We start from the raw sequence: 22,478 nt of genomic DNA on the forward strand, positions 1-22,478 counted from the left end.
GGTCGTTCCTTATTTGCGCTACGCTACTTGCATAGCTTTGTTTAATATAAAATTCAGTTGCTCTTTTTCTTCGGCCTGTGTTTGACCTAAAAAGGAGCGGGCCGGCAAGTCAATTTGCCATTCGCTCTTACCTGAGCTGCCCTTTAACTCTCGGAGCAAAAAACCTGCTTGGCTTTTACTTAAATGCTCTGTGATCCACACAATGCTTGCGCGTTTTGTACCTTTGCCTTTCCCGCGCGGTATTTTGTAACCCGCTGCAATTAATGCTCTTGCTTGGTTGCGGGTTGCCAAACCGTCCTTGCGCTGCTCACCTTTGTTTTTTGGCACTTGCGCAGTAATGCTTATTCCCTCTTGCTGCGCTCTAGCTATTTTGCCAGTACGTGTATCTTTAAAATAAACGCTGGCGTTATTTGGTCCGTACCGCACTTTCATTCGACGCTTTAGCTTAGTGAGCATTTTTTTCTTGCGCCCGTTAGCTCGGCCTTTCCACGCTTTACCCGTTAAATCTTTTTGTTGGGTTATTCGCCCTTTACTACTGCGGTTCGCGGCTCTTATCGCACCCCGCAACAAGTTACGTCTTTTATTTGGCTTGAGCTGTAAAAACGCTAACTGCTCTTTGCTTTGGCCGTAGTCAAATTTGACGTTAAGCACGGCTTACTTCACCATGCAGCGTGAATGCTTCAGCTATCCATAGGCTTTGCTCACCAAAGTCATAACGCTTACCATTTAATTCAAGCGGGCCATTGCCGGTTTGAATAAGCTCAATATCCTCACAAAGCTGCTCTATCGTTAGTTCAACTTCGTTGCTGTTGTCGTCATTAACGTCAGCGCTAAATTCAATGCCTGTGCTGTCATACTTACCGCCATTGTTTTGCAACCAAAATGATGCAAACGCACATATCAATGCAGCCGGTGCAGCACAAGGGTTTATGCTAATAACCCCTGAGTAATAAAACCTTGCGGCCAATAAGCCGTTGCCATTGACTGTTTTACTACTTGGCTCAATTCGCCCGCCTTCAATCCAACAATCAAATTGTGTTTCTAGCGCTAGTTTGTGGCCTTGGTATACCGCACTCACTAAGTGCTGCTTAAGCTTGGCTATTTTGCTTTGGCTCATAGTAGTTCCACCGATAAGTTGGGGCTGAGCGCCTGCAATAGTCTCAGTGCATTGACGCTTTCACTTTGCCAATATTCGTAATTATCAATGGCGGCTTGTGATTGCGCTGTTGCATTATCGCGGTGCGTGCTGCCCAGTTTACTCACTAGCAAGTTGGCTTTGGCCTTGCTGTAAACAGCATTTTTGTAGAACAGCGCTTGCTGTGGGTGCAGTGCTTCAGCATTTGTTAGTACTATTTGCATCAGCTCCTGATTGACTTCGGCTTGAGCAAGTTTTAGCTTTTCAACCAGTAATTCGCTTTTATTGGCGTATTCACCGGCAACGGCATAATGCTCAATAAAATAAGCAGTACTTAAATCAGGGTAATAACCATCGCCTGGGACAACCTGATCATCAATTTGCAAATCTGCTTTTGGCATTCCACTTAAGTTCATCAATTACCCTTGCTATTTGTGTGGGCGCCACTTAGACGTAAGCAGCCAATCAAATACTGTTAACTGGTTACGCTAAGTTGCCCACTGGCGTTGGAGCTATTTCACGTTTTTTTCTAGCTTTTCGACGAGTGTTTTTACACCCGCTTTCTCATTAATCTGTTGTGCAATCTTGCCAAACCGAATGGCATTACCATTGTTATGCAACGTGGCCTCTATTTTGGTAGCAATGGCATAGAGCTTACCGCCCGCGATTTCGCTTCCAGTCCAGTCTTGATTGCGAGTGGCATGAATAACTCGCTGGAGTGTAAACGCCATGTTTGCCAAATCTTCCACTGTGCAGCTGTTTTGTAAGTACCAGTTGGCATCGTCGTACAGCTGATCGATTAAAAAGGTCGGCCAGTGCTTGGTGTTAAATTGTTTAGGTAGCGGCTGCTTTTGCTCGATCAGCAATGGCAATAGTTCAATCGCCTGAGACCATCGCTTTAAATCAACTAGCCAAATAAACACCCAAGCTAAAACAAGGTTTGGATGATTGTCACCACTTAATCGGTATTGGTTTAAGTAACCTATGTAATCGTTCTTCTCGATCGCTTTGGCTTTATAGTCAGCTTTGTCGCTAATATCGCCGAATGTTTTTAGCTGAGCCAAGTCTGAGTCAATGGCCGCTTTAAAAAACGCGTACTCGGTATGCTCACTTTTGCGGTTTTGCGCTTTGCTTGTTGCTGGCGCACTACTTTTAATGCTTGTTGGCACTTCGCCTTTTGTTTTGGCTAACGCTCGTTTGACTAAGCTCATATAAAAACACTCTCTAAAAAACGCCGCTTGTAAACTGCCAAGCGGCGAAGCTCTACCTCAAAGGAAATTAAGACCAGTTACCGTCGGCATCTTTATGGATTTTTACGGAGTCAGACTCGATGAAAACGATTTTTTCTAGGTCTTCAACGTAATAACAGGCGTTACGCGACTCGTAATCTTCCACTCGCTTTTTCTTGGCATTGTTTTCAATGCTCATTCGTGTTGAGCCCGACTGAACATAGTGACTTAAATTGTCAAAGCTCGTGACCAAAATGCCGCGCGGTGGAAAGAACGACACTTGAAAACTAGGCAAGCCGCCGTAAGTGTTGATCACCTGTGACATTTCAACTTTTTCTTTTTCGCTTGGAGTGTGGGCGTTTTTGGCGTAATGCTTGCCCTTGTCTTGCGAAATAAGTTCATCACCAATAATGGCAACCAAACCTACACGCTTATGCAACGGGATCCCTTGAATTAAGTCGTGCACGGCGCAATCGAGGTTTTCGTAATCACCGCCTTCGCCAATGCGCACCTCTCCGGCAACTTCACCCTCTGTGATTACGCGCTCTTCCGCGTCGCGGCGAACCAATTGCAACCAACCAATGTTGACGTCTTGCATCATGGGGTGTTCGGTCAGATTTGTTACTGTTGCGACATGCGTGCCATACCAGCCGATTTTGATAATATCGAGTGCTTTTTGCTGACGGACATGGTTACGATAACGATTATGGAAATCAGGGAACTTAGACCAGGCATCCATTTTTGCCCAGGTTAAATGCACGTCGATTTCTTCTTCATAACAACGGTATTCGCGTTTGGTTAAACCCGACACGTCTTTAGTTTTACGCTCGTTGTTACCGTCTTCGTCTACACCTGCACGGCCAGTAACACCTGAGCCCGCAGACATAAACACCGATTGACCCACTAAGTCATCAACTAACGCATGATTAATGCGAGTTAAAAACTCAGCCGATTCATACACCGCATCATAAAGCTTTTGCTCAATTGTCGGTTCTACCGCAAAGTTATCAGACACACTTGCAACACCGTAATTGCTTGCAAGCGCCACACAAATGGCATTAAAGATTTGAGTTGTTTTAGGTCGCATTGCTGTTTCCTTACAATAAGTTGCTATATTTACCGTCGTCGCCGGTATGCTCGTCGTCGGCTTCGGTAGTGCCAGCGGCTTCCGTACTTGAGAGTTCAGTAAACTTGTTTTGAAGCGCATTAAACTTCTCTTCTTGCTCATCGAGCTTTTTGTTTAGCTGGGTGAGCTGCTCCGTCAGCTCTAGGTTTGTGGCATCACTGCCTTGGCCTTCATCCTGTTGGCCCTGAGCTTCCTGCTCATTATTTTTACCAAACTCTTTGATACTCGACGTAAGCTGAGTAAATGCAGGGGTAAGCGCCTCGGCAACTGCGTTACCAATTTCGGCTTTATCTTCTTTCGTTAATGGCATGGGGTCATCTTCCTTGCTGAATAGATTTCTAAAAAATGGTTTTTTAGCTGGCTTTTGGCTATGTAGGCCAAGGTCTGCGCGTAAAAAAGAAACGTCCGTGTTATCTGCGCCCTTATTAAATTTGGCTCTTGATGTGTAGGTGCTTGCTGGGTAATCAGTGACGGCTAAACCTGTAAGGTAGGTTTTTCCGGTGCCCATAAAATTGCGGTCAATTTCAATAGAAAAGTAGACGTGCTGATCGGCTTGGTTTAGTTGCACAAAGCTAGCATTTGGCGCTAGAACTGCTTTTAAAACTTGTACGCCATCTTCGTTAGTGTCGGTGCTCACCTCAATCACATCGCCTAGCATACCGCCCGTGAGCTGAACCGATGATAGTGTTTCGGCTTTCCAGCCAGACCAATCTGCATAATGGTCAATATTAATGCGGGCGCCATACTTTTTAGGATTGTACGTCTCAACAATATCGTTAATGTCTTGCTCTTCGATTTCTCGCCCGTCTACTGTTAAACCAGCAGCTGCAATAGCAAGCGGTATTGTGCGTAATTGACCTGGCATTGATTAACCTGTTTAATGCGTTGCGTTATTAAGTTAGGCCAAGTTTGCACACAATAAATGATTATTCCTAATGGTTTAACTTTTTGAAATTCCTATATTTAGCTTTTAGGAATAGCTAGGATTTTAATTGGACGATTTAGCTACTTTTAGCCCTTAAACTGTACGAATTAAAGGATGAATTATGGTGCAGGATGCAACCAAAGTACGGGCCAGAGGTACGCAAACAAGCGCAAGACTTATATGTGGTACAAGGCTACACGTTTGACGAAATAGCAGATTTGCCAAACATGCCGAGTGCGCGCAGTATTCGCCGCTGGGCTGATGATGGTAAATGGGCAGATATGTGCCCGAGTTACAATGCTGAAATGGCATTTAGTCGCCGTATTAATATCCTAACCGACAAACCTGAAAAGACCGAAGCTGATTATAAAGAGTTAGAGTTTTGTACTCGCCAGCTCTGTGCACTAAACAAAAGTAAACTTGCGCCGGCACCTAAACAACGAGCAGCCAACGACGGGCAACCAGAAGGTAATAGCTCCGCAGCCGGTAGTAAAAAGAAGAAGAAAAAGAAAAACGACTGCTCAGCCATCACGGTTGAAATGCTCGACGAACTAAAAGAAAAGTTACTCTATCCGCACCAACTCCATTGGTTTGAGAACCAAGACCACCGAAGCCGCTTTATTTTAAAACCGCGCCAAATTGGGGCCACATTCTATTTTGCATTCGAAGCGTTTTATGATGCCGTTGTAAATGGCCGCAATAAAATTTTCATCTCAGCAAGTCGTGACCAAGCCGAAGTATTCAAAGCCAATATTATCGCACTTGTTCGTGAGCACTTTAATATTGAGCTCACTGGCTCACCTATGGTGCTAACGCTCAAAGGTGGCAAAACAGTTAAGCTTATTTTCAAATCAACCAATGCAAGAACAGCACAATCGGAAAGTGGCGACCTATATATAGATGAAGTGTTTTGGATACCAAAATACAAAACCCTTCGTAGCCTTGCCCAAGCAATGGCAACTCACAAGCATTTGAGGATCACTTACTTTAGTACGCCTTCAGTTACCAGCCACGAAGCATACGATCATTGGAATGGTAAATGGTTTCGTAAAACTAAAGCCTGTAACGACCCTGAGTTCGCAATTGATTGTAGTCATAAAGCGCTAAAAGATGGTCGATTATGTGAAGATGGCATTTGGCGCCAGATGCTTAACGTGCATGATGTAGTTAACTCAGGCTTTGACCGCATTGATATTGAGGTACTTGAAAACGAATACTCACAAGACGAGTTCGACAACTTGTTTATGTGTAAGTTTATCGACGATGCACACTCGGCGTTTAACTTAAAACAACTGATGGCCTGCGTGGGCGACTCAACAAAATGGGATGATTTTGACGATGAGTACGAACGCCCATTTGGCTTAAAGCCTGTGGTAATTGGTTTTGACCCTGCACGCTTTGGAGATAAAGCGTGCGTAGCGGTATTGAGCCTACCCATGAAACCAGGCGAAAAATTTAGGTTACTAGAAGCGCTTGATTTGAGCGGTAACGATTTTGAGGCAATGGCCCGCGAAATAGAAGAGCTCACTCACAAATACAATGTACAGCACATCGGGGTTGACACAACGGGCATGGGTTATGGCGTGTGGGAACTAATAACCGCATTCTTTCCAAATGCTGAGCCAATACACTACAACCCGATCATTAAAAACCAAATGGTAATTAAAGCGCTAAACGTGATTAAAAATCGCCGCTTTGAGTTTGATAAAGATGCGGTAAACATTGCTAGCTCATTTATCAACATTCGTCGCAAGGTAGTTGGCGACCAAATCACCTATGCCACAAACCGCACTGAAACAACGGGCCACGCCGATATTGCATGGGCAATTATGCACGCCATGAAATTTGAACCATTAGACGGTAACACGATGGGCCGTCAAACATCTGTAGGGATAGCAGCTTAATGGATAAGCCAAGGATAAACGTAAAAAGTGGCGAGACGCCAAACTATACAGCAATGAGCGATGTATTTAGTTTTGGAGATCCCGAACCATGTTTAGATAACCGGTTGACCGATTACACCGGAGTATTTGCAGACAGTAACGGCATTTACGCACCACCCGTTAGTTTACATGGACTGGTAAAGCTGTTGCGAGTTAATGCACAGCATGGGCCTATTTTAGGCTTTAAGCGCAACATGATTTTAAAGTGGTTTAAACCCAATTCAGTGCTTAGCAACGAAGCATTTAAAAAATTCGCTTATGATTATTTATGGTCTGGTAACGCGTACCTGCAGATCATCAAAAACCCATTCGGTCAAATAATCCGGTTGCGCCATCTGCCTGCACTAACTATGCGATACACAACTGAGCGCGGGGTATATGCGCAGCTCAGTAATAACTACTTAGAACCCATTCGCTTTAAAGCAGGTGAAATATTACATGTGAAGGAATACGACCCGGCTCAAGGAATTTACGGTATACCTGAGTATTACGGCGGTATTCAAAGCGCCCTACTCAATGAGGACGCAACACTATTTAGGCGCCGTTATTACAAGAACGGCGCACACATGGGTTTTATATTTAGTATGGCCGATCCTAATTTAAGTACTGATGATGAAGCCAAGCTCAAAGATGCAATTAAAGACAGTAAGGGCGTGGGTAACTTTAGAAGTTTGTTCTTCAACTTTAGGAGTAATAAAGCCGACGCTGAGAAGTCTATTAAGATCACACCTGTTGGTGATATCTCGACCAAGGATGAATTTGAACGCATTAAGAAAATTACTCTCAATGACATGCTGAGCATGCATCGTGCGCAAGAAGCATTGAGCGGCCAAAGCTCTGGCGATAGCCCGGGCTTTGGTGATTTGGATAAAATCACTCGAGCGTATTACAACAATGAAGTAGTGCCTCTTCAACAAACGATGGCAGGCATTAATCGCTACTTGCCGTCCCATTTGCACATTGCTTTTGACATTCCGGAATACTCCGATTTATACCCTAACAAGGACAAGGCCGCATGATAGATATGGAATATCTAAAACACATTTTTCAGTTTGTGGTGATCAGCATGGTCGCTGCCGCAATACAACTTTATTTGAGCCCGCATGCTTTCACCTTTGCACGCTACTTTTTTAATGCGCTAATGGCATTGCTTGCAGCTTATTTGGTATCGAGCTTTTGCGATTTCTGGCAAGTGGCCGAAAGCGCTCGACCAGGCTTTATTGGCGTAGGCGCTTACTTGGCTCCCCACCTATTCAATGGATTAAATAATTTAGGTCAGCGATTTAGCAAGGATCCGCTGAAAGTCATAAACCAACTAAGGAGAAAGTAATGGGTTTGCTATCAAAAATCTTTAGCGTTGGAGCAGCAGAACCCGTAAGTGCGATCGGCGATATTCTAGATGAATTATTTACGTCTGATGAGGAAGAGCTCAAGCTTGAAACTGTAAAACTCCGACTTTTACAAAAGCCACAATTAGCACAAACAAAAATCAATGCAGTTCAGGCAGCACACCGCAGCATATTTGTTGCGGGTGCTAGGCCATTTTTGATGTGGGTATGTGGGCTAGGATTTGTATTTGCGTTTGTCATTAACCCTATTCTTCAGTGGCTTTGGCCTGAAATAGGCTCGCCAGCTCTTCCGCTTGAGGTAATGATGGAACTTACCCTTGGTATGCTTGGCCTCGCAGGGCTGCGAACAGTAGAGAAGATAAAAGGCGTGTCTAAATAGTACTAAGTGTTCAATTGTTTTAATGGTAATTATAATTAGTTCAAACATGTTAGGAGTCCACAAAATTGTCGGACTCCCAATACTAAACATAGAAATAATACTTACACCAAAAAAGTTACTATTTACTTATTTTAATAATAAAGTTGTAGCGTGTTCTTAAGCTAATTATTGTCGTATCATATTCGTGAGTTTAGGATGGCTCTTTCTCTAATCTCAGATCGCTTGTTAACTTGAAAGTTGTGCCCTCTTGGTTTCCCGTAGTTTCTTTCGCTTTATTCTTGTATTCTTGAACAGCGCACCTTATATGGTGAGCAAATTGACTCAACCTCTCATCAAGTACTTTGTCGTTTTGAAAAGCTCGAAACAATTCTTTGTCTTCCTCGGTTGGATCAAAACAAACTTCATCAATAATTAAGTTGAAGTTTACATAAAAACCTTCGTTATTATACCTGTAATGATGCTTCGTCACTGAGGTTTGCGTTGGCCCAGCACGTTTATATAAACCTTCACTTTCCAAAATAGACTCAATAAAATTTAATACCGACATTGCTTATTCCTTTTATGTTCAATGGTTATATCATATTCACTCTTTAATCGAGCTGACTAGGTAAATCTAACTCCTTTATCCTTTCAATAACAGCTGCTTTTTCTTCTAGCTTATTTAAGGCCGCAGAAAGATTAGGCAATTCTGCACCATTAATCATTGCTGCGGCTTTCTTATCCATCCCTTTTACCAAATAGTCAAAAAGCGCACTAATGACATTTTCACTTTGAATTCGAGTGAGAGACAAAAGCAATTCAAAACGCTCTTGGCTCTGCATGCCTTTAAAAAGATATCTCATAGAATAGTTATGAGTTAAGTCATAATAATTTTATTTTATTTGATTTTTTGAGTTTTTCTAGTGATTTTTCATTGATTGTGTCAACTTATGTCACAAGATGTCACAACTTTGACAAGCCGCTATAGATCCCCCGATCCCTTTAGATCCTACAACTTGATGATTAATATTTAGAATTCTTAAAATATGCCAAAGTCAAACCGTGTCAGAATGTCACAAACTTTTTGTTCAAAAGCGGCGGGCTTGGCGAGGAGGAGTGAATTTTTCACCCTTTTGCTTTCTCGCTTTCATTTTTGAGTGATATTTGCAGAGGTAGTGAATACTGTATAGAATCACAGTGTATTAATTGTTTTGATGTGGGGTTTTGATGGCTAGAGTAACTTGTCCTAACTGTGAGGCTAAAGCTATCGTCACGTCTCGTGATAAACAAAGCGCACATGTTGTTACACTGTATTGTTCTTGCAGTAATACTCGTGAGTGTGGTGCCACATTTCGAGTGACACAATCATTTGATCATTTCATTAATCCCCCCTGCAAAAGTACAGCTCAAATTGCAGCGGGGCTAATTAAGAATCTTCCGAGAGATCAACAAATGGAGTTACTTGGTATGTAAAAATTAGTCGGAAACACAACAGCCTTTAATAAAAGAAAAAGTATATTAAAAGTATACGTTCTAGACAAAATAGGATAGAAGCTCTTTCTTTAATTCATTAATACCCGTAGAACCATATCTAACATTAGCAAATTTAATAACATTTTCTAACAGTTCTTTATCATTAGAAAATACGTATCTTTTCGATTGTAAGTAATAAAGCATTGACAACTTAAAAGTCCAATCTGAAAAATCCTCTATATTAATACGTTTTTTTCTATCAACATTAACAAATATTAACTTACTTGACATCGCGAATAAAAAGTCATTTTCTAGGTTAACGCAACTTTCATTTGTAAAAAAAGGAAAATCAGAGCTGACGACATTTAAGTCTGCAATATAAACAAGACTAAGTTCATGAGTTTTTGCTCTATTCTTGAAAAGCCCATGTAAAGGGTAGATGAGACTATTATGAATTTTCGCGATGCTATCTTTTGATGTATTCGAATCAACGCTTTCAACTAAGCAGTCTAATTCTTCAGTATTTTTAAATCCAAATGAACTGCTAAACTCCTTATCACTAGAAAATCCACTAACAACTTTTTTAATTGAACTTGATATAAAACTTTTATTAGATTTGGTAAGAAAGTATTCATCATGCACTGTAGAACGCCAATACAAGACGGAAAGGAAATAATTAAATATTCTTCCATAGAATGGAATTTTCAATATATCATCTAGAGATATAACTTCCGGACATTTTATAAACTTACGCCTATCCCATAACCAATACGTTCTCTTCTTCTCTATCAACTTTAATTTTACAAAATCTTTTTTAGCTCTAAAAACCTCTGACATAATACCTTCAAGCTCAGAATAGCTTTTTTCAATAAAGTAATCATTCACACCATCCAGACTAACTGTATACCTATGCTTTTCACAACATATATTTTTTACTGATTTCTTTATTACTTTCCTTTCATGCTCTTTATCATAAGAATAGACTCTATAGCTACTCCTTTTTAATTCAGAAAATCCTTTTAAGTAAAACTGAGGTAAATAATGGTGATTTATAGGTTCATTGGACAATGTAAGTACTCTCCATAGATATCTATCCTGTGTTTCTATCTAAATGATATGTAAGTTACTTTAATAAAACTACTGCGTAAAACATTGATAAACTTAGTAGTAGCTCTTTCAAACTAAACGTTTAAGGTTATTTATCAAATATTGCTTTTCTCATACCCTGAACAATTTATTGTATACAGAAACCAACTTCTACGCCATACTAAACCCAATATCCCACCAATCATTCGTATTGATATCAGTGGCTAGTCCGCTAACTATTAGCCTGGCTAGCTCCATATCTCCAACTAACTGCAACTTCTTCTTGTATTTGCAGTTCGACGGCAAGCGCCGCTGTTCGGCTTCCGCCAAGCTGAATGCCAAATCAACAATTTCTCTTGCCTCACGCCAATGATCCTTTTCTGGTGTAGCTGCAATTGCTCGGTCCATATCGCTAAAGTCTAGTTGTTTAAACGAACGCAACTTATCACCCTCTTTATAGAACACCCGCCCATGAGCCATCACGGTTCCGTCTTCTTCTAACGCTTTGAGCTGATCATCTTCTAAGACATCCCAATACGCTAGGCTGTTTACAACTTCGTTCCTGCGTTCTTCAGCTTGTTTTTGGGCAAGCGTTTGCGCTACGTGAACCACATAGTCATGTTTGATCGCTTTTTTCTGGTCTTTTTCATTCATAACGAGCAATTGACCTCCCCGAATTACGTAAACTCGGCCATTGTGATGCACCTTTTTACCGTCCGCTAGATCCTTTTTAAACTCTGCGATCTCTTTTTCTGTATATCCGATCATATCTAGCAATAATCCGTCTCTATGCCCCGTAGGGCAAGGCGTACAATTATTCCCACTAGTCCAAGGTAGGTCGGCTGCGCCGACGTTGTTGGCATCGTGCATACTCGCATCATAGGTGTTGTCGTTAGCTGCGGCAGTACCAATTGGTTGTTTGTCCCAGGTGTGTACCCGAGTTATTAGCGTGCATCTACTTTGTTCATCAACAACACCTTTAAGCCGCTTTGTACACTCAGAATACGCATTGCCAAACTCAGTATGTTGATAAGCAGGTTTAAACCTCGCCTCACGGCCAATGCCAAAACCACCCATTAAGGTCACAAATGTCTTAAAATCACCTCCATCAGCAGCTTTACGCACTTGCTCTAGCTCGTCATTGCCTTTAACTTCTTCACGTACTCTGCGCAGCTCACGCCAGATGGTAATTGAGGGGGATTTTTGAAATTGAAATTGGCGAATGCCCCACGTACTCGCCCATGCTTTTACCGGGTTAACAGCCTTAACGAGCTTTTCACCGGTTTCCGCGTCGTATTCGTTGGCTAACGCAAACCCGTCTATATTCTTACTTACATATTTTGCGATATAAGCCGCCGCACCACCTGTTTTGTTGCCATCTTTATCAACCTTTGGTGGCTCCATTCTAATGGCCGTATAGCGAGGGCCGCTTGGGGTGTAATCCTTTTTGGGTTCTCGGGTATACACTTTGCGCTTTTTATTCAGGCCCCATATTCTGCGAGCGCGAACATACCTGGCACGCAGTGATTTACGATTTTTGAACCGTTCAAAAAAAACCTCTCTATCGTCTTTGGTAAAGTACCTACGCAGGATGTGATTAACTTGATGGTAACAACGCTCAGGCATCCACAGCAGCATATGCCAATGAGTACAGCCGTCGGCATGTGGCTCAGCAACGCGAATACCAAAATATGGGATTTCTTCGCGGTCCAGCTTAGCCCGTGCTTGTGAGTACAGCTTATTGAGGTAGTTGCTTGCTTCTTTCGGTGTTGAGCCGTCCCACTTAGGAGAGTTCGCATGGAACCGGCTCGGGGTTGTAATGTTAAAAAAACCGCCTACATAGCCCATTTCGTCCGCAAGTTCTTCAGTCTCGCGGATCCGTAGCATTAATTCATTACGCATGTTTTCTGGGTTAGCCACACCCGCTTCAACGGCTTTCATTAATGAAATTACATCGTTATGTTCATTTATAAGCTCTAAGCTTTCTAAGTATCGCCTACCCTTTTCGCGGTCGGCTTGGTACTCTTTAAGCGCTTGTTTGGAGCAATAAGCATTAATCCCCTTTCTTTTGGTGACCGATCCTGTCTTTTTGTTATGTGTGGTAAATAGGTCCCGGCCCACCTCTCCGGTAGCGATCTCTAAATGCTCTAGATATCGGCGCCTGATAGTTTTTAATTTGCGCGCCCACCACTTGTGGCACTGAGCTTTTAATAGTGCAATTTCGGCGTCTGGCTCGGTTAAATACTCACCTTTTTCCTCAAAAGGTAGCGTAACGCCATACTGCTCAGTAAACTCAGCAATGGCGTTATAAAAATCAACCATACCCCAGTTTGATTGCTCAGCGGCTAAGTCAGTTAATACTTCAGTCACTTTGGCCGCGAGTTCGCTGGCGTGCTTCTTGGTTTTTTCTGCATTGGCTAAAATGTGCCAAGGCAATGGCATACTATCTGTAATCTTCTTGAGTGTTTTTAGGCGGGGCTTAAGGGTATTTACAGCACGTCTAAGCCAAGCGTTGGCTTGGTATTGGCATTTTAAGTGGTTTTTAAAATCTTCTGGCACGCCCTGTTGCGTGTGCTTACCAAACTCATATAACCGCTTACTGATCTCTAGTAGCTCATCCTTACCAGCGCTTGCTAGGCTTTCAAGTGATGAGTCATACTTAACTATAAAACGCTTAGCAAAACGTAGCTGTAGTGGCTTTGGTACTTTGCTTAAACAGTCATATACAAAGTCAATCTCAGCTTGGTCTCCCAAGGCATTAACTAGGGCCATTGCACTGCTAGTTACCAAACCGCCAGATTGTTTTGCAATGACTTTCTCTGCGTCTAATTCTGTTTGTGAACGGTCACGCTCAAACAGCTCAACACGCTTTGCTTTTGCTACCTCTGCTGCTTTTAGCGTTTCCTCAGTTTGCCTCACAAAGCTAGCCTGAATACTTCTGGCACGCTTACTGGCTACTATGTCGGCAGCAATATAATTATGATGGCGGTTGTTGTGTACTTTATTTAAGGCCGCAACAGCCAGTTTACTCAAACCTAAACTGGTTAAATCTATTCTATGAGGTGTAGTTGCAAGCACGTTACAAAACCAAGCGTTAGCAGGTTCGCTTGGGTTTGTAGGCTCGTCTTGATACCAAGCTTCTGGCTCAGGTGTTATTTTAGAGATGTATTGTTTGGCTAATTTGTACTGGATATAAACGGTAAATCGCTGCAAGCCTTTTAACAATGTCGCTCTGTGCGCATTGTCCTGTACTTGCTTTGTGATGGTTGCTGCGGCTTTGCAAACCTCAAATGTTTTTATTGGCCATATGCTCACTGGCATTTTTTCCTTAAAAAAGGGGCTTCCGCCCCAATACATGGAGATTTTTATTAGCCGGCTAGTGCTTTATAAATTGCTGATACATATTTGGCCTGATGGATGGCGTCATCCAATGCGTTATGTTTGGCGCCTTCAAATGGAATATCGTATTTTGGATCTGTGCCTTTTAAGGTTCTACCTAGCTCAACAACGGTTCTAACGTCACGGTCATTTTGGAACGGCCAAGGCTGCGAGCCATGCATTCGTCTGTAAGTGTTGCCTAAGATCACATTGTCAAATCCTGCGCCATTGCCCCACACAACTCTGTCTTTGTACTCTTCTATTTGCTCAATCCAATCTGTAAAGTCGTATAAGGTATCGCTAAGCTTGCAGGCTTCACCATTTGTGATTTCTTTGCGTGCCTGTTCATTTTGTTCAAGCCACCAAAGCACCGTGCTTGCATCCATTTCGCCATATTTCACAGCGTCTTCTAGGTCAATTTGTTGGTAGAATGAAGCGCCAATGGCGCCTGTTGTTGGTTCAAAAAATACGGCGCCAATTGCAACTATTGCAGCGTTACTGCCCTGTCCCATAGTCTCTAAATCAAGCATTACGTGGTTCATTTTGCTTCCTCCACTTGTTCAATTGGTAACGGCTCTCCACCCATTTGGGCGGCGTTTAGCGCTGTTTTCATTTGGTCGTAAATGGGGGAAAACTCGGCATGCTCTTCGCTGACCATTTCAATGATTGGGAGTAAATCAGTTAGCGTGTCTTCGCACTGCATTAGCATATGTACTGTGCTTCTTTGATTGAGCAAACGGATTGTAAAATTGGCCTGTTCAACCGCATGATGAACAATATTGCTTATTAGGCGCTGTGTTTTAGATAGATCTTGGTCTTTGATAGGGAGCATTTTTACTATTCCTTTGGGTAATTGAATTAGATTACGGCTAGCTCTGCTGGGAGCCTAAACCCCTTGCAAAATACAAAGTGGGCGTATTCGATGGAGTCGGTTTTATTTGGTTTTTCAGGGTTAAAAGCACCACGTTTGCTATGCACATATACCGAGGCAAGCGGCACGGATTGCCACATGGGTTTTCGCTTTATACTTCCTAACCAATTGAGGCGCTGCAACATGATAACCACACCGCCACCTCTAACCATTTTTAATGAGTGATATACAAACTCTTGTGAGAGCCTAAAAGGTGGATTAGTGATGATCATGTCATACTGGTTATACTCAGGCCCTGCTGGTTGCTGTAAAAAGTCAACCCCCTTACGTTCTGCGCGAGAGTCAGCTCTTATATCCCAACTCTCGGCTACAAGGCCGTGATGAGCTAGCACCGTTGGGTAACTCATTTCGTACTTTTCACACCCGCCTGCACTTGGGTCTAAAATCTGATTGTACGATTCAAAGTCGCTAATTCCGTCTTGCTCAAACGCATGCAAAAAGTCGTTAATCATCCAATGTGGCGTAACGTAATAGTCATCTTCGTGACGTGTATATCCGCGGCCTGTTGAGCTCATGATTTCACCTCACCTAATGCTACACGCAGCATACGGATAGACTCGTCGCAACCGCCAGTAGACTCAACCCAACCAATGGTTTGTTCAATCGCACGGGTTAGCTTAGTGTTAAGCTCTAGCTGCTCTTGGTACAAACGGTTTAGTCTGCCCAACTGTCTAGGCGAAGACATAAAGGTTCTAACTGGTGCTTTTGGCGCTGGTATAGTTACACACATAATCACTCCTAATGTTGCTTAATTGGTGTAACTACGCTGTCGGCACTGTAGCGTGGCGTGTTTGGCTTAGCGTCGTGATAAAAACACTCTGGCTGCATGGCGTTCGCGTCGATAAACTCAATCACAATGTTGTTCAAAAACATCAAGCCATTACGCACTTTGTCGCGCTCATCTAGGGTCATATCATTCCAGTGCTTTTCTAGGTCTAAACGGCTAAATCCTGCTGTAAACAGCAACAGTTGGCGTTGCTTTTGGCTAAGTACATTTGTAAAAATGTAGCCAGGCTTTTTGCGGTGGTCGCCAATCATTGCTCGTATTTCGCGTAAGCCTTGAGGCTCTGCATTTGCCATGTTAAGCCTCCTTACTTTCTATGTAGCTGTCTCTAAATTTTATAAGTTGGGCACGTCGATAATGATTTGATCTACCAAATGGAATAGCCGGTGGAAATCCATCTTTTTTTGCAAGTTCCCAAAATTTCTTGCGGCCACACCCAAGGAGCTTCATCGCATCTATTGTGGGTAATAGTTCGTCTTTTAGCTCAGACTCCTGTTGAGCTAGTTGCTGCTTAAGCTGTACGTTCTCGTTAAGCAATGTCATAAGAATGGCTTGTGCATCAGGAGAGATATTTAGCCGAGTTATAGCTTGAGTATTCATGCTGCTAGCTCCTTGGCTTGCAGCAATTGCTCGCCGTACTGAGAGTAGAAAGACTCCGTAGTCATTGAGCGCCACAAATTAATGTCTGTCTCTAACCACACCGAGCATCTATGCGTTAGCTTTTGAGATCTAGGGAACTTACCTTCACTCATTAGTTTATAGATGTGAGACTGCGACATGCCACACATCTCCATTACTCTCTCAAGCCTTAAGAAACCTTCATTAGGTCCAACAACTTCGCCAAGCAGATTCTTCCTAAACTTTTGTTTATCCATACATAACCTCGTCAACAATTTAGTGAACTAACGTGGTTTCTAAGTTACCTATCCATGTGCTAAGCTCTTATAAAAGTGCTTTAAAGCTCCCGAAACTGAAAATTTAGTAGCTTTAAAAACCAAAATAGTAACTATAGATACCATTTGTGTAATTTAGGTCGTTATGAGTACCATGTCAAGCCATGTCGGTGAAAAAATAAAATTAATACGAACCACTCTTGGGTTATCACAAGCAAAGTTTTGCGAATTACTTGATATAGGAATTGGAGGGCTTAAAAAATATGAGCTTGGAAGTTCTGAACCTGGCTACTCAGTCATCGAGAAACTGGCAAATAATAAGGCAACCAGCATTTACACTATGTGGTTGTTGACTGGGAAAACGCACCCACAAATTGGACAGGTTTCTCCAGGTGATAACCAGAGTAAACATGATGCGACGATTTCTGAGTCTGAATTTGAGGATCAATTTGTAGATAAGGTAGCTCAATCACTTTTAATGTTCTGTCATTTAGACTGGTTTAAACCGAACGTTGAAAAGCAGGTCGACTTTGATGACTGTGGAAAGTTAATTCTAAAAGATGTTAAACCTTTGCTAGCCGCAAGGTATGCAGACGAAGAAAATACAAGTAAAACAGCATAAAAAAGCCCGCTACGCAGCGGGCTTTCTAGTTTAATAAGTCTTAACTTTATCTTTCAGATTTGATTGTTAGGATTTATTCAAATCGGAAAGTTGCATATGTGCCAGACTTGGCTGCTCAACAGAAACTCAATATCTTAAATCCAACTGCTATAACGCACGATCGCCTAACCTGTATTTGGATAAAAACATATCAGCGACTTTGCTAAGTTAGCATTTGACGGATTATATGAGGTATCACATTTCTTCCTTTCAAGCATTGGGAGGGCGACCTGTAATGCTAGGTATTGTACCAAAGAACTCCATCAACAAAGATGACAGTTCTATACATCTCATAATCAATAAGTTACTGTAATAAAATCATTACTATCGGCCAAAACAATGCACATTAAAACATCTGATCCTGACATATTATCGATTGTAAATCGTATCAATCGTGGTCTTATTGATTTACAGCCTGACTTCCAAAGAGGTGAGGTTTGGAACACCCTTAAAAAGCAACGACTGATAGATAGTATTTTGAGAGGGTGGCATATTCCCCCTATTCACCTTATTTCCTCGCCTTTGACGAATAAGATTGAGGTATTGGATGGTCAGCAGCGACTTGTTTCGATCAGGGACTTTATTGCTGGTGAATTTCCAATCAATGGTACTTTAGAACCGAAAGATGATGAATTAGGCTCTTTGGATAGGTTGTACTGGAGTGACTTACCGCCAGTTTATCAAGATAAAATTGAGTTGTTTACAATACGCTTTATAACTATTAACGACTATAAGATCGGGGAGCCTGGAGAGTTGTTCCATCGGTTGAACCACCCAACAAGCCTAACATCAGCAGAGCAAAGAAATGCTTTCTTTGGAGAGTCAAGGCAACAAGTAAAATCAGTAGCATTATATATGACCGAGGAGTTGGGTTTTGACAAATCTACCATTGGTTTTACTAACTCTAGAATGGCATATGACGATATCGTAGCTAAGCTCTTAACAACAATGGAGAATGGTGTTTTAGGAAGGAAGATCACATCATCTATAATTACTGATAAATACCGTTCCGAACAAGGCTTTTCTAAAGAAAGTGTAACTATTTTAAAAAATGCACTGATGAACTTTTCAATAGCACTAAATAAAAGCGGTGCTAACGTTAGGTTCAACAAAGCCAGTTTTCACTCATGGATACTGTTTATAATTAGTTTAGCAAGCTCTGACTTACCGATGAAAAAACTAGCTAATTTCATTTACGATTTCGAGCACAGTCGCAATAACGATGAGATAGATTTATTTTCCAACCCAAGATTCAGAGCTACTAGTGAAGGAGTTAAACAGTCACTAAAAATATTCACCGATCGTTCAACGTCAAGAGTTGCAGATACTTCCTCCATTATATTAAGAGACATCGTTCTACATGGGCTTTTCTATCTTTATTCGGATGCCTATATAGAAGAGCCTCGAATTAAAAAATTGACAGAACAATTTTCTCATTTAGCAAATAGGGCATTGATATCTGAAGACGAGCTCCTTGTATTAGCGAAGAGCTTAGATTGGAGACCGTTGTAAATGATTAACTTTAAGCAAGCCAAGTTTAATGACTACTGGAGAAAGAGCAGTAAGAGAGACTTCGACTGCCATATTAGCAAGTTCAAAGTTAACAACGGAGACATTTTAGCGGGTTCAATATTAAACTTGAGCAAAGGCCTAACCTCCATCGCAGGTAAAAACGGTGTCGGTAAAAGTACATTAATTGCTTCACTATATAATAGCCTAATAAACTACAACAGTAACAGGTGTAAAATTGACACTCTTATTGACCTAAATAACGTTCAAGTTACCGTATCGGTAAAGAGAAATGGGCAGCTTGTCGCTATCGACTCCTCTGAACTGCAAGAGGAAGAGGTAACACCATATTTGTTTGATCCATGTTCGTATATTCCTACCTACTTATCTTTTATTCGTAGTCAAGACAATCTTAATGAACAATTAGAACAGATAGGCTATAAAAAATACTCAAATGAACAAATACTTAATATTAATTACCTGACCAATACTATCTACAGTTCTGTGAAAGTATGGAACATTGAGCAAGAGTATGATGAACATCCTATAATTCCTATCTTCGAAGTAGAAAGGAATGGCGTAACGTACCAAAGTTCGACTATGGGTATCGGTGAAATCTCATTGCTATACTTTTTCTGGTTAATTGAACGTATCTCGAGCATTGACGAGTATGCGTTACTTTTTATTGAGGAAGCTGAAAGCTATTTACCTCCTAAGACACAAAAACGTTTGATGAATTGCCTTGCATGGCTTGTAGGTGAAAAAGGCGTTAGCGTTGTTCTATCTACACACTCGGAACATATACTATCTTTTATAGATCCCGAACGGATCAACTTGATGATGGATTCTGGGCAAGAAAAGCGATTTTATAGAGATTTTGAAGCAGTTGGGGAGATTTTAGAACTAGGACTTCAAAAGACCACTTCAAAAAAAGGATTATTGAGTGTAGAGGATGAGGCTGCATTAATCCTAATTAAAGAAATTCTCGGAGATTTATCTGACCTTTACTCTTTTGAAATCGCTGGTTCTGAAGGGGAGTTAATCAAGCGTTGTCATGTCTTTTGCGATAACGTAGATGACTACAAGTTTCGAGCTGTTTTCGACGGAGACTCCAGAGGAAAGTTCACAGCTAAATTCAACGATGGTAGTGTAGATAGATACTTGCCGTCCCTGCTTGCTCCAGACGAACTTATACGCGATTACTTTATTGGTTTAGATAGTGAAATTATTGCAGCAGTACTTAATGTTGCAGCTTTTCGAGTTGATGCAGCAAAAGAATCCTCACAAGGTGTAGATTTTCACGACTATTTTAGAGAGTTTGTGAAAACATTGCCGATAGATGAGTCTACTCTTTTTGCCAAAGTGTGCCGCCATTGGTGTGACCATAACCCAGAGCAAGTCAAAGAGTTTGTTGAATCTCTATAACGTTGGTAGGCACAATAGTTATTAAAAACTAAATTGTTGGGTTACCTCCCATGTTGAGTTTATTTAGCCCAAACGAAGCAAGGAGGTAACCATTGGCATTTAGAACGGTGCTTTACCAATTCAAAACCCTAATATTACACAACTACTGCATTTCCTTACCATCTATTAGGTTAGAGATAGAATTGATTTCGGAATCAAATAAGTAGCAAGTACAGTTTACTCCGCTAAGAAGATTGCAGTTAATTACTTACTCATAGTTGACTCTTTTTGTCCAAATTTGTAACACCCACGAATACATTAGATTTAGTAAGGGAAATGCACGCTTCTGGATCTTTAGGGTTTTCTGTTTAACGGGGTTTCCGGCAGGAATGAGTTAGCTTAACGACCATTCGTGGCTAAGCTACTACATTTAATACGATTCTATTTTACAGCTTTAAGCATTGGCCGTTCTGCTTTAGGCCGCAGCTCAATCGGCTTACCAGCCGTAGTTAACACGTAGTTTTTAACTTTATGATGTGCCACTACTGTTTTTTCGTAAGAAAGTAATTTGTTAGGTTCTGTAATAGCATCGTGTACTTCAAGTAGGATGTTATGTGAGGTAAAAGCTATACTTTCTGGCTCTACTTTCTCCTCAAACGTTTCTAGTAACAAACTAACTTGCAGCCCTGCTTTTTGTTCAATACCTTGATTACCATGTCCCTCTGCTAACGTTAAGGCTGTGCCAAAAACCAAGAACACTTTGCAAATTAACATTGCTACTAACAATTCCATTTTATACTTCCTTAATTCTTTTTAGATTTGCCAATTTACTGATTGGGTAAACAGCAACAACTGCTAATGTCATTAGATTAAGCACGACAACGCCATACTTATAGAGTGGAGATAACAGGTCTGAGTCTAACATTCCTCTTGATACAAACTGCATTAGCTGCAACGAGGTCATTAAAAATGTAATGTACAAACATCTTCTGGCCGTTGGTGAAAAGCTACAACCCCTTATCTTATGGAGCCCAAAGAGAGTAACAGCAAATAACATCGAACAGATGAACATACTAAAATAGAAAAACTGCCTAAGCTCTAGTTTCTCCATTCCTTCAATTGTGACTATATGTTGCGCCAAATTGGAGCTGATAAAGTGAAATACCATTACTGTTAGTGCAGATAAAAAGCATGAGTGCAATTCGTGATCCTGAATAGTTTTTAGGCTACTTTTTCCGCCAAAAAACAAGCTCCACTTTCTATTTTTAAATTTAAATAGTAGGTATAAAACAATTAGGATTTCTAAAACTCTAATTGCTCCCCCAGTGAACACAAAAAAGTCTGTCATGCTTTTCCTTAAACTTCTTTATCAAATGTTGCGGTAGGCTAGCTTAGAACTTTGGCGGCTCTATGCCATCGCCTCCACCACTACCATAACTAGTAGCAGTATAATTTTGTCTCTCGACTTTTGGCGGCTCAATGCCATCACCACCACCGCCATTGCCACCCGTTACTTTTGAGAGCATTGAGTGTTCAATAACCGTTTTCGACTCAGCAACCTTAGCGATTTCTGCGCGAGTTATTGTGCTTTGGTTAGTGTAGCTTGGCGGCACTATACCGTCGCCACCGCCACCATTACCACCTGTTATGCCTTTCAATTCTTTCACATCAAGTGATTTGGAGTTCATTTTAAATCCTTATTTATTAAAGTTGATTAATCCTTACACTTGTTCACGTTATGTTAATATAATTAACACTGCATGACAACAAGCAAAGTTAGTTTATCGCAATCAATAGGCGGGCTACAAGCCAAACACTGTTTAAAAAAACAGTGTGATTTTAGCTGTAGCCACTCTCATCTTAATTGCATTACTCGGTAAATAGAAATGAATATCTATCGCCTACCCTTATATCCATCAATACGAACCAACGCATTTAAGCCCATATATCTAGCAAGCTTAAATTTGTATGGATACCGCTTGGCAATTTGCACTAACTTTTTACAAGGCACACCCGTTTTCAACGCCAATAAAATTATGGCGATTGGCCGCTTCTCTGTTTGTTGAATTAAAAATGCGTACTCTTGGTTAGGCAGAAGTCTATTGCTACTAGATTTACTGACTAGGGAAAGTAGGTTTTGTAAGTATTTCATCATTCATCCTTGGGTTGGAGAACGCACTCCAGTGCGCTCACCATAATACTAGTTCAAGGAATGTTACTTTCCACTGTTCAAGGGAGTTAGTTCATTATTTCTAGTAATTGATTTTTTGCTATTGCCGCTTCAACTAGGGATT

At 41.3% G+C, this 22,478-nt stretch carries 29 protein-coding genes; 8 read left to right on the forward strand and 21 right to left on the reverse strand.

Going from position 1 to position 22,478, the window contains the following annotated elements; all coding sequences use genetic code 11:
* Positions 1-18: 18 nt before the first annotated feature.
* From EXT48_RS08220 to EXT48_RS08245, 6 genes are all read right to left on the reverse strand, one after another.
* A complete protein-coding gene (locus EXT48_RS08220) occupies positions 19-651 on the reverse strand; it encodes a phage virion morphogenesis protein (RefSeq protein WP_130164154.1) in 633 nt (210 codons plus the stop codon).
* On the reverse strand, positions 644-1,117 hold the full coding sequence (locus EXT48_RS08225) for a phage tail protein (protein ID WP_130164155.1): 474 nt from the start codon (positions 1,115-1,117) through the stop codon (positions 644-646). The genes EXT48_RS08220 and EXT48_RS08225 overlap by 8 nt, the downstream gene beginning before the upstream one ends.
* Positions 1,114-1,551: a head completion/stabilization protein gene (locus EXT48_RS08230; protein ID WP_130164156.1), complete on the reverse strand. Its 438-nt coding sequence runs from the start codon at positions 1,549-1,551 to the stop codon at positions 1,114-1,116. Before EXT48_RS08230 ends, EXT48_RS08225 begins: the two co-directional genes overlap by 4 nt.
* Positions 1,552-1,647: 96 nt before the next feature.
* A complete protein-coding gene (gene gpM / locus EXT48_RS08235; protein ID WP_130164157.1) occupies positions 1,648-2,346 on the reverse strand; it encodes a phage terminase small subunit in 699 nt (232 codons plus the stop codon).
* A 67-nt stretch (positions 2,347-2,413) separates the two neighbouring features.
* Complete coding sequence (locus EXT48_RS08240) at positions 2,414-3,451, reverse strand: phage major capsid protein, P2 family (RefSeq protein ID WP_130164158.1); 1,038 nt, start codon at positions 3,449-3,451, stop codon at positions 2,414-2,416.
* Positions 3,452-3,461: 10 nt separating this feature from the next.
* Positions 3,462-4,355, reverse strand: a complete 894-nt coding sequence (locus tag EXT48_RS08245; protein ID WP_130164159.1) for a GPO family capsid scaffolding protein — start codon at positions 4,353-4,355, stop codon at positions 3,462-3,464.
* A gap of 191 nt (positions 4,356-4,546) precedes the next feature.
* Between EXT48_RS08245 and EXT48_RS08250 the strand changes: the two genes are divergently transcribed.
* The 4 genes from EXT48_RS08250 to EXT48_RS08265 are packed head-to-tail and all read left to right on the forward strand — an operon-like array spanning position 4,547 to position 8,086.
* Complete coding sequence (locus EXT48_RS08250; protein WP_130164160.1) at positions 4,547-6,319, forward strand: terminase family protein; 1,773 nt, start codon at positions 4,547-4,549, stop codon at positions 6,317-6,319.
* Positions 6,319-7,377, forward strand: coding sequence for a phage portal protein (locus EXT48_RS08255; RefSeq protein ID WP_130164161.1), 1,059 nt, complete (start codon positions 6,319-6,321; stop codon positions 7,375-7,377). The genes EXT48_RS08250 and EXT48_RS08255 overlap by 1 nt, the downstream gene beginning before the upstream one ends.
* Complete coding sequence (locus EXT48_RS08260) at positions 7,374-7,688, forward strand: hypothetical protein (protein ID WP_039497804.1); 315 nt, start codon at positions 7,374-7,376, stop codon at positions 7,686-7,688. Before EXT48_RS08255 ends, EXT48_RS08260 begins: the two co-directional genes overlap by 4 nt.
* Positions 7,688-8,086 carry a 3TM-type holin gene (locus tag EXT48_RS08265; RefSeq protein WP_130164162.1) on the forward strand — a complete coding sequence of 133 codons (399 nt, stop codon included), beginning with the start codon at positions 7,688-7,690 and terminating at the stop codon, positions 8,084-8,086. The genes EXT48_RS08260 and EXT48_RS08265 overlap by 1 nt, the downstream gene beginning before the upstream one ends.
* Before the next feature lie 190 nt (positions 8,087-8,276).
* Here EXT48_RS08265 and EXT48_RS08270 read toward each other — a convergent pair whose 3' ends face one another.
* Positions 8,277-8,633: a hypothetical protein gene (locus tag EXT48_RS08270; protein WP_130164163.1), complete on the reverse strand. Its 357-nt coding sequence runs from the start codon at positions 8,631-8,633 to the stop codon at positions 8,277-8,279.
* Positions 8,634-8,676: 43 nt separating this feature from the next.
* Positions 8,677-8,928: a PapB/FocB family fimbrial expression transcriptional regulator gene (locus tag EXT48_RS08275; RefSeq protein WP_130164164.1), complete on the reverse strand. Its 252-nt coding sequence runs from the start codon at positions 8,926-8,928 to the stop codon at positions 8,677-8,679.
* Between the two features lie 364 nt (positions 8,929-9,292).
* On the opposite strand from EXT48_RS08275, the gene EXT48_RS08280 reads away from it, so the two are divergent.
* Complete coding sequence (locus tag EXT48_RS08280; protein ID WP_130164165.1) at positions 9,293-9,538, forward strand: ogr/Delta-like zinc finger family protein; 246 nt, start codon at positions 9,293-9,295, stop codon at positions 9,536-9,538.
* Positions 9,539-9,598: 60 nt separating this feature from the next.
* On the opposite strand, the gene EXT48_RS08285 is transcribed toward EXT48_RS08280, so the two are convergent.
* The 9 genes from EXT48_RS08285 to EXT48_RS08325 all read right to left on the reverse strand — a co-directional run bounded on the left by EXT48_RS08285 (position 9,599) and on the right by EXT48_RS08325 (position 16,592).
* Positions 9,599-10,606: a DUF4238 domain-containing protein gene (locus tag EXT48_RS08285; RefSeq protein WP_165384100.1), complete on the reverse strand. Its 1,008-nt coding sequence runs from the start codon at positions 10,604-10,606 to the stop codon at positions 9,599-9,601.
* Positions 10,607-10,795: 189 nt separating this feature from the next.
* Positions 10,796-13,945, reverse strand: coding sequence for a replication endonuclease (locus tag EXT48_RS08290; protein ID WP_240703366.1), 3,150 nt, complete (start codon positions 13,943-13,945; stop codon positions 10,796-10,798).
* Positions 13,946-13,992: 47 nt separating this feature from the next.
* Positions 13,993-14,544, reverse strand: a complete 552-nt coding sequence (locus tag EXT48_RS08295) for a 3'-5' exonuclease (RefSeq protein WP_130164167.1) — start codon at positions 14,542-14,544, stop codon at positions 13,993-13,995.
* Positions 14,541-14,834, reverse strand: coding sequence for a hypothetical protein (locus EXT48_RS08300; RefSeq protein WP_130164168.1), 294 nt, complete (start codon positions 14,832-14,834; stop codon positions 14,541-14,543). Before EXT48_RS08300 ends, EXT48_RS08295 begins: the two co-directional genes overlap by 4 nt.
* A 26-nt stretch (positions 14,835-14,860) precedes the next feature.
* The gene (locus tag EXT48_RS08305) at positions 14,861-15,448 is read right to left on the reverse strand and encodes an SAM-dependent methyltransferase (RefSeq protein ID WP_130164169.1); all 588 of its coding nucleotides are present in this window, start codon (positions 15,446-15,448) and stop codon (positions 14,861-14,863) included.
* The gene (locus tag EXT48_RS08310; RefSeq protein WP_130164170.1) at positions 15,445-15,663 is read right to left on the reverse strand and encodes a hypothetical protein; all 219 of its coding nucleotides are present in this window, start codon (positions 15,661-15,663) and stop codon (positions 15,445-15,447) included. Before EXT48_RS08310 ends, EXT48_RS08305 begins: the two co-directional genes overlap by 4 nt.
* Before the next feature lie 8 nt (positions 15,664-15,671).
* Complete coding sequence (locus tag EXT48_RS08315) at positions 15,672-16,013, reverse strand: hypothetical protein (RefSeq protein WP_130164171.1); 342 nt, start codon at positions 16,011-16,013, stop codon at positions 15,672-15,674.
* A gap of 1 nt (position 16,014) precedes the next feature.
* The gene (locus tag EXT48_RS08320) at positions 16,015-16,317 is read right to left on the reverse strand and encodes an AlpA family transcriptional regulator (RefSeq protein WP_130164172.1); all 303 of its coding nucleotides are present in this window, start codon (positions 16,315-16,317) and stop codon (positions 16,015-16,017) included.
* Positions 16,314-16,592, reverse strand: a complete 279-nt coding sequence (locus EXT48_RS08325) for an AlpA family transcriptional regulator (RefSeq protein WP_130164173.1) — start codon at positions 16,590-16,592, stop codon at positions 16,314-16,316. Before EXT48_RS08325 ends, EXT48_RS08320 begins: the two co-directional genes overlap by 4 nt.
* Before the next feature lie 172 nt (positions 16,593-16,764).
* Here EXT48_RS08325 and EXT48_RS08330 point away from each other — a divergent pair, with 172 nt between their 5' ends.
* From EXT48_RS08330 to EXT48_RS08340, 3 genes are all read left to right on the forward strand, one after another.
* Entirely contained in the window at positions 16,765-17,232 is a 468-nt protein-coding gene (locus EXT48_RS08330; protein ID WP_165384101.1) for a DNA-binding transcriptional regulator, read from the forward strand.
* 378 nt (positions 17,233-17,610) lie between these two features.
* Complete coding sequence (locus tag EXT48_RS08335; protein WP_130164175.1) at positions 17,611-18,783, forward strand: DUF262 domain-containing protein; 1,173 nt, start codon at positions 17,611-17,613, stop codon at positions 18,781-18,783.
* Positions 18,784-20,205, forward strand: a complete 1,422-nt coding sequence (locus tag EXT48_RS08340) for an ATP-dependent endonuclease (RefSeq protein ID WP_130164176.1) — start codon at positions 18,784-18,786, stop codon at positions 20,203-20,205.
* 420 nt (positions 20,206-20,625) lie between these two features.
* Here the strand turns inward: EXT48_RS08340 and EXT48_RS08345 are convergent, their stop codons facing one another.
* The 4 genes from EXT48_RS08345 to EXT48_RS08360 form a co-directional block, all read right to left on the reverse strand.
* Complete coding sequence (locus EXT48_RS08345; protein WP_099029192.1) at positions 20,626-20,976, reverse strand: hypothetical protein; 351 nt, start codon at positions 20,974-20,976, stop codon at positions 20,626-20,628.
* A gap of 1 nt (position 20,977) precedes the next feature.
* Positions 20,978-21,532, reverse strand: coding sequence for a hypothetical protein (locus EXT48_RS08350; RefSeq protein ID WP_099029193.1), 555 nt, complete (start codon positions 21,530-21,532; stop codon positions 20,978-20,980).
* A 43-nt stretch (positions 21,533-21,575) separates the two neighbouring features.
* Entirely contained in the window at positions 21,576-21,872 is a 297-nt protein-coding gene (locus tag EXT48_RS08355; protein ID WP_130164177.1) for a hypothetical protein, read from the reverse strand.
* Between the two features lie 206 nt (positions 21,873-22,078).
* Entirely contained in the window at positions 22,079-22,339 is a 261-nt protein-coding gene (locus EXT48_RS08360; protein WP_130164178.1) for a hypothetical protein, read from the reverse strand.
* Positions 22,340-22,478: the final 139 nt, after the last annotated feature.

The sequence above is a fragment of the Pseudoalteromonas sp. CO348 genome, assembly GCF_004208845.1.
GTDB classification, from domain to species: Bacteria; Pseudomonadota; Gammaproteobacteria; order Enterobacterales; family Alteromonadaceae; genus Pseudoalteromonas; species Pseudoalteromonas maricaloris.

What these genes read in the sequence shown, in the direction of transcription:
- gpM (WP_130164157.1), bottom strand. Translation starts at nt 2,346, where the DNA reads ATGAGCTTAGTCAAACGAGCGTTAGCCAAAACAAAAGGCGAAGTGCCA.
- EXT48_RS08310 (WP_130164170.1), bottom strand. Translation starts at nt 15,663, where the DNA reads ATGTGTGTAACTATACCAGCGCCAAAAGCACCAGTTAGAACCTTTATG.
- EXT48_RS08350 (WP_099029193.1), bottom strand. Translation starts at nt 21,532, where the DNA reads ATGACAGACTTTTTTGTGTTCACTGGGGGAGCAATTAGAGTTTTAGAA.
- EXT48_RS08325 (WP_130164173.1), bottom strand. Translation starts at nt 16,592, where the DNA reads ATGGATAAACAAAAGTTTAGGAAGAATCTGCTTGGCGAAGTTGTTGGA.
- EXT48_RS08225 (WP_130164155.1), bottom strand. Translation starts at nt 1,117, where the DNA reads ATGAGCCAAAGCAAAATAGCCAAGCTTAAGCAGCACTTAGTGAGTGCG.
- EXT48_RS08355 (WP_130164177.1), bottom strand. Translation starts at nt 21,872, where the DNA reads ATGAACTCCAAATCACTTGATGTGAAAGAATTGAAAGGCATAACAGGT.
- EXT48_RS08230 (WP_130164156.1), bottom strand. Translation starts at nt 1,551, where the DNA reads ATGAACTTAAGTGGAATGCCAAAAGCAGATTTGCAAATTGATGATCAG.
- EXT48_RS08315 (WP_130164171.1), bottom strand. Translation starts at nt 16,013, where the DNA reads ATGGCAAATGCAGAGCCTCAAGGCTTACGCGAAATACGAGCAATGATT.
- EXT48_RS08255 (WP_130164161.1), top strand. Translation starts at nt 6,319, where the DNA reads ATGGATAAGCCAAGGATAAACGTAAAAAGTGGCGAGACGCCAAACTAT.
- EXT48_RS08275 (WP_130164164.1), bottom strand. Translation starts at nt 8,928, where the DNA reads ATGAGATATCTTTTTAAAGGCATGCAGAGCCAAGAGCGTTTTGAATTG.
- EXT48_RS08320 (WP_130164172.1), bottom strand. Translation starts at nt 16,317, where the DNA reads ATGAATACTCAAGCTATAACTCGGCTAAATATCTCTCCTGATGCACAA.
- EXT48_RS08250 (WP_130164160.1), top strand. Translation starts at nt 4,547, where the DNA reads ATGCAACCAAAGTACGGGCCAGAGGTACGCAAACAAGCGCAAGACTTA.
- EXT48_RS08345 (WP_099029192.1), bottom strand. Translation starts at nt 20,976, where the DNA reads ATGGAATTGTTAGTAGCAATGTTAATTTGCAAAGTGTTCTTGGTTTTT.
- EXT48_RS08240 (WP_130164158.1), bottom strand. Translation starts at nt 3,451, where the DNA reads ATGCGACCTAAAACAACTCAAATCTTTAATGCCATTTGTGTGGCGCTT.
- EXT48_RS08295 (WP_130164167.1), bottom strand. Translation starts at nt 14,544, where the DNA reads ATGAACCACGTAATGCTTGATTTAGAGACTATGGGACAGGGCAGTAAC.
- EXT48_RS08270 (WP_130164163.1), bottom strand. Translation starts at nt 8,633, where the DNA reads ATGTCGGTATTAAATTTTATTGAGTCTATTTTGGAAAGTGAAGGTTTA.
- EXT48_RS08290 (WP_240703366.1), bottom strand. Translation starts at nt 13,945, where the DNA reads ATGCCAGTGAGCATATGGCCAATAAAAACATTTGAGGTTTGCAAAGCC.
- EXT48_RS08260 (WP_039497804.1), top strand. Translation starts at nt 7,374, where the DNA reads ATGATAGATATGGAATATCTAAAACACATTTTTCAGTTTGTGGTGATC.
- EXT48_RS08340 (WP_130164176.1), top strand. Translation starts at nt 18,784, where the DNA reads ATGATTAACTTTAAGCAAGCCAAGTTTAATGACTACTGGAGAAAGAGC.
- EXT48_RS08280 (WP_130164165.1), top strand. Translation starts at nt 9,293, where the DNA reads ATGGCTAGAGTAACTTGTCCTAACTGTGAGGCTAAAGCTATCGTCACG.
- EXT48_RS08265 (WP_130164162.1), top strand. Translation starts at nt 7,688, where the DNA reads ATGGGTTTGCTATCAAAAATCTTTAGCGTTGGAGCAGCAGAACCCGTA.
- EXT48_RS08335 (WP_130164175.1), top strand. Translation starts at nt 17,611, where the DNA reads ATGCACATTAAAACATCTGATCCTGACATATTATCGATTGTAAATCGT.
- EXT48_RS08330 (WP_165384101.1), top strand. Translation starts at nt 16,765, where the DNA reads ATGTCAAGCCATGTCGGTGAAAAAATAAAATTAATACGAACCACTCTT.
- EXT48_RS08360 (WP_130164178.1), bottom strand. Translation starts at nt 22,339, where the DNA reads ATGATGAAATACTTACAAAACCTACTTTCCCTAGTCAGTAAATCTAGT.
- EXT48_RS08305 (WP_130164169.1), bottom strand. Translation starts at nt 15,448, where the DNA reads ATGAGCTCAACAGGCCGCGGATATACACGTCACGAAGATGACTATTAC.
- EXT48_RS08245 (WP_130164159.1), bottom strand. Translation starts at nt 4,355, where the DNA reads ATGCCAGGTCAATTACGCACAATACCGCTTGCTATTGCAGCTGCTGGT.
- EXT48_RS08300 (WP_130164168.1), bottom strand. Translation starts at nt 14,834, where the DNA reads ATGCTCCCTATCAAAGACCAAGATCTATCTAAAACACAGCGCCTAATA.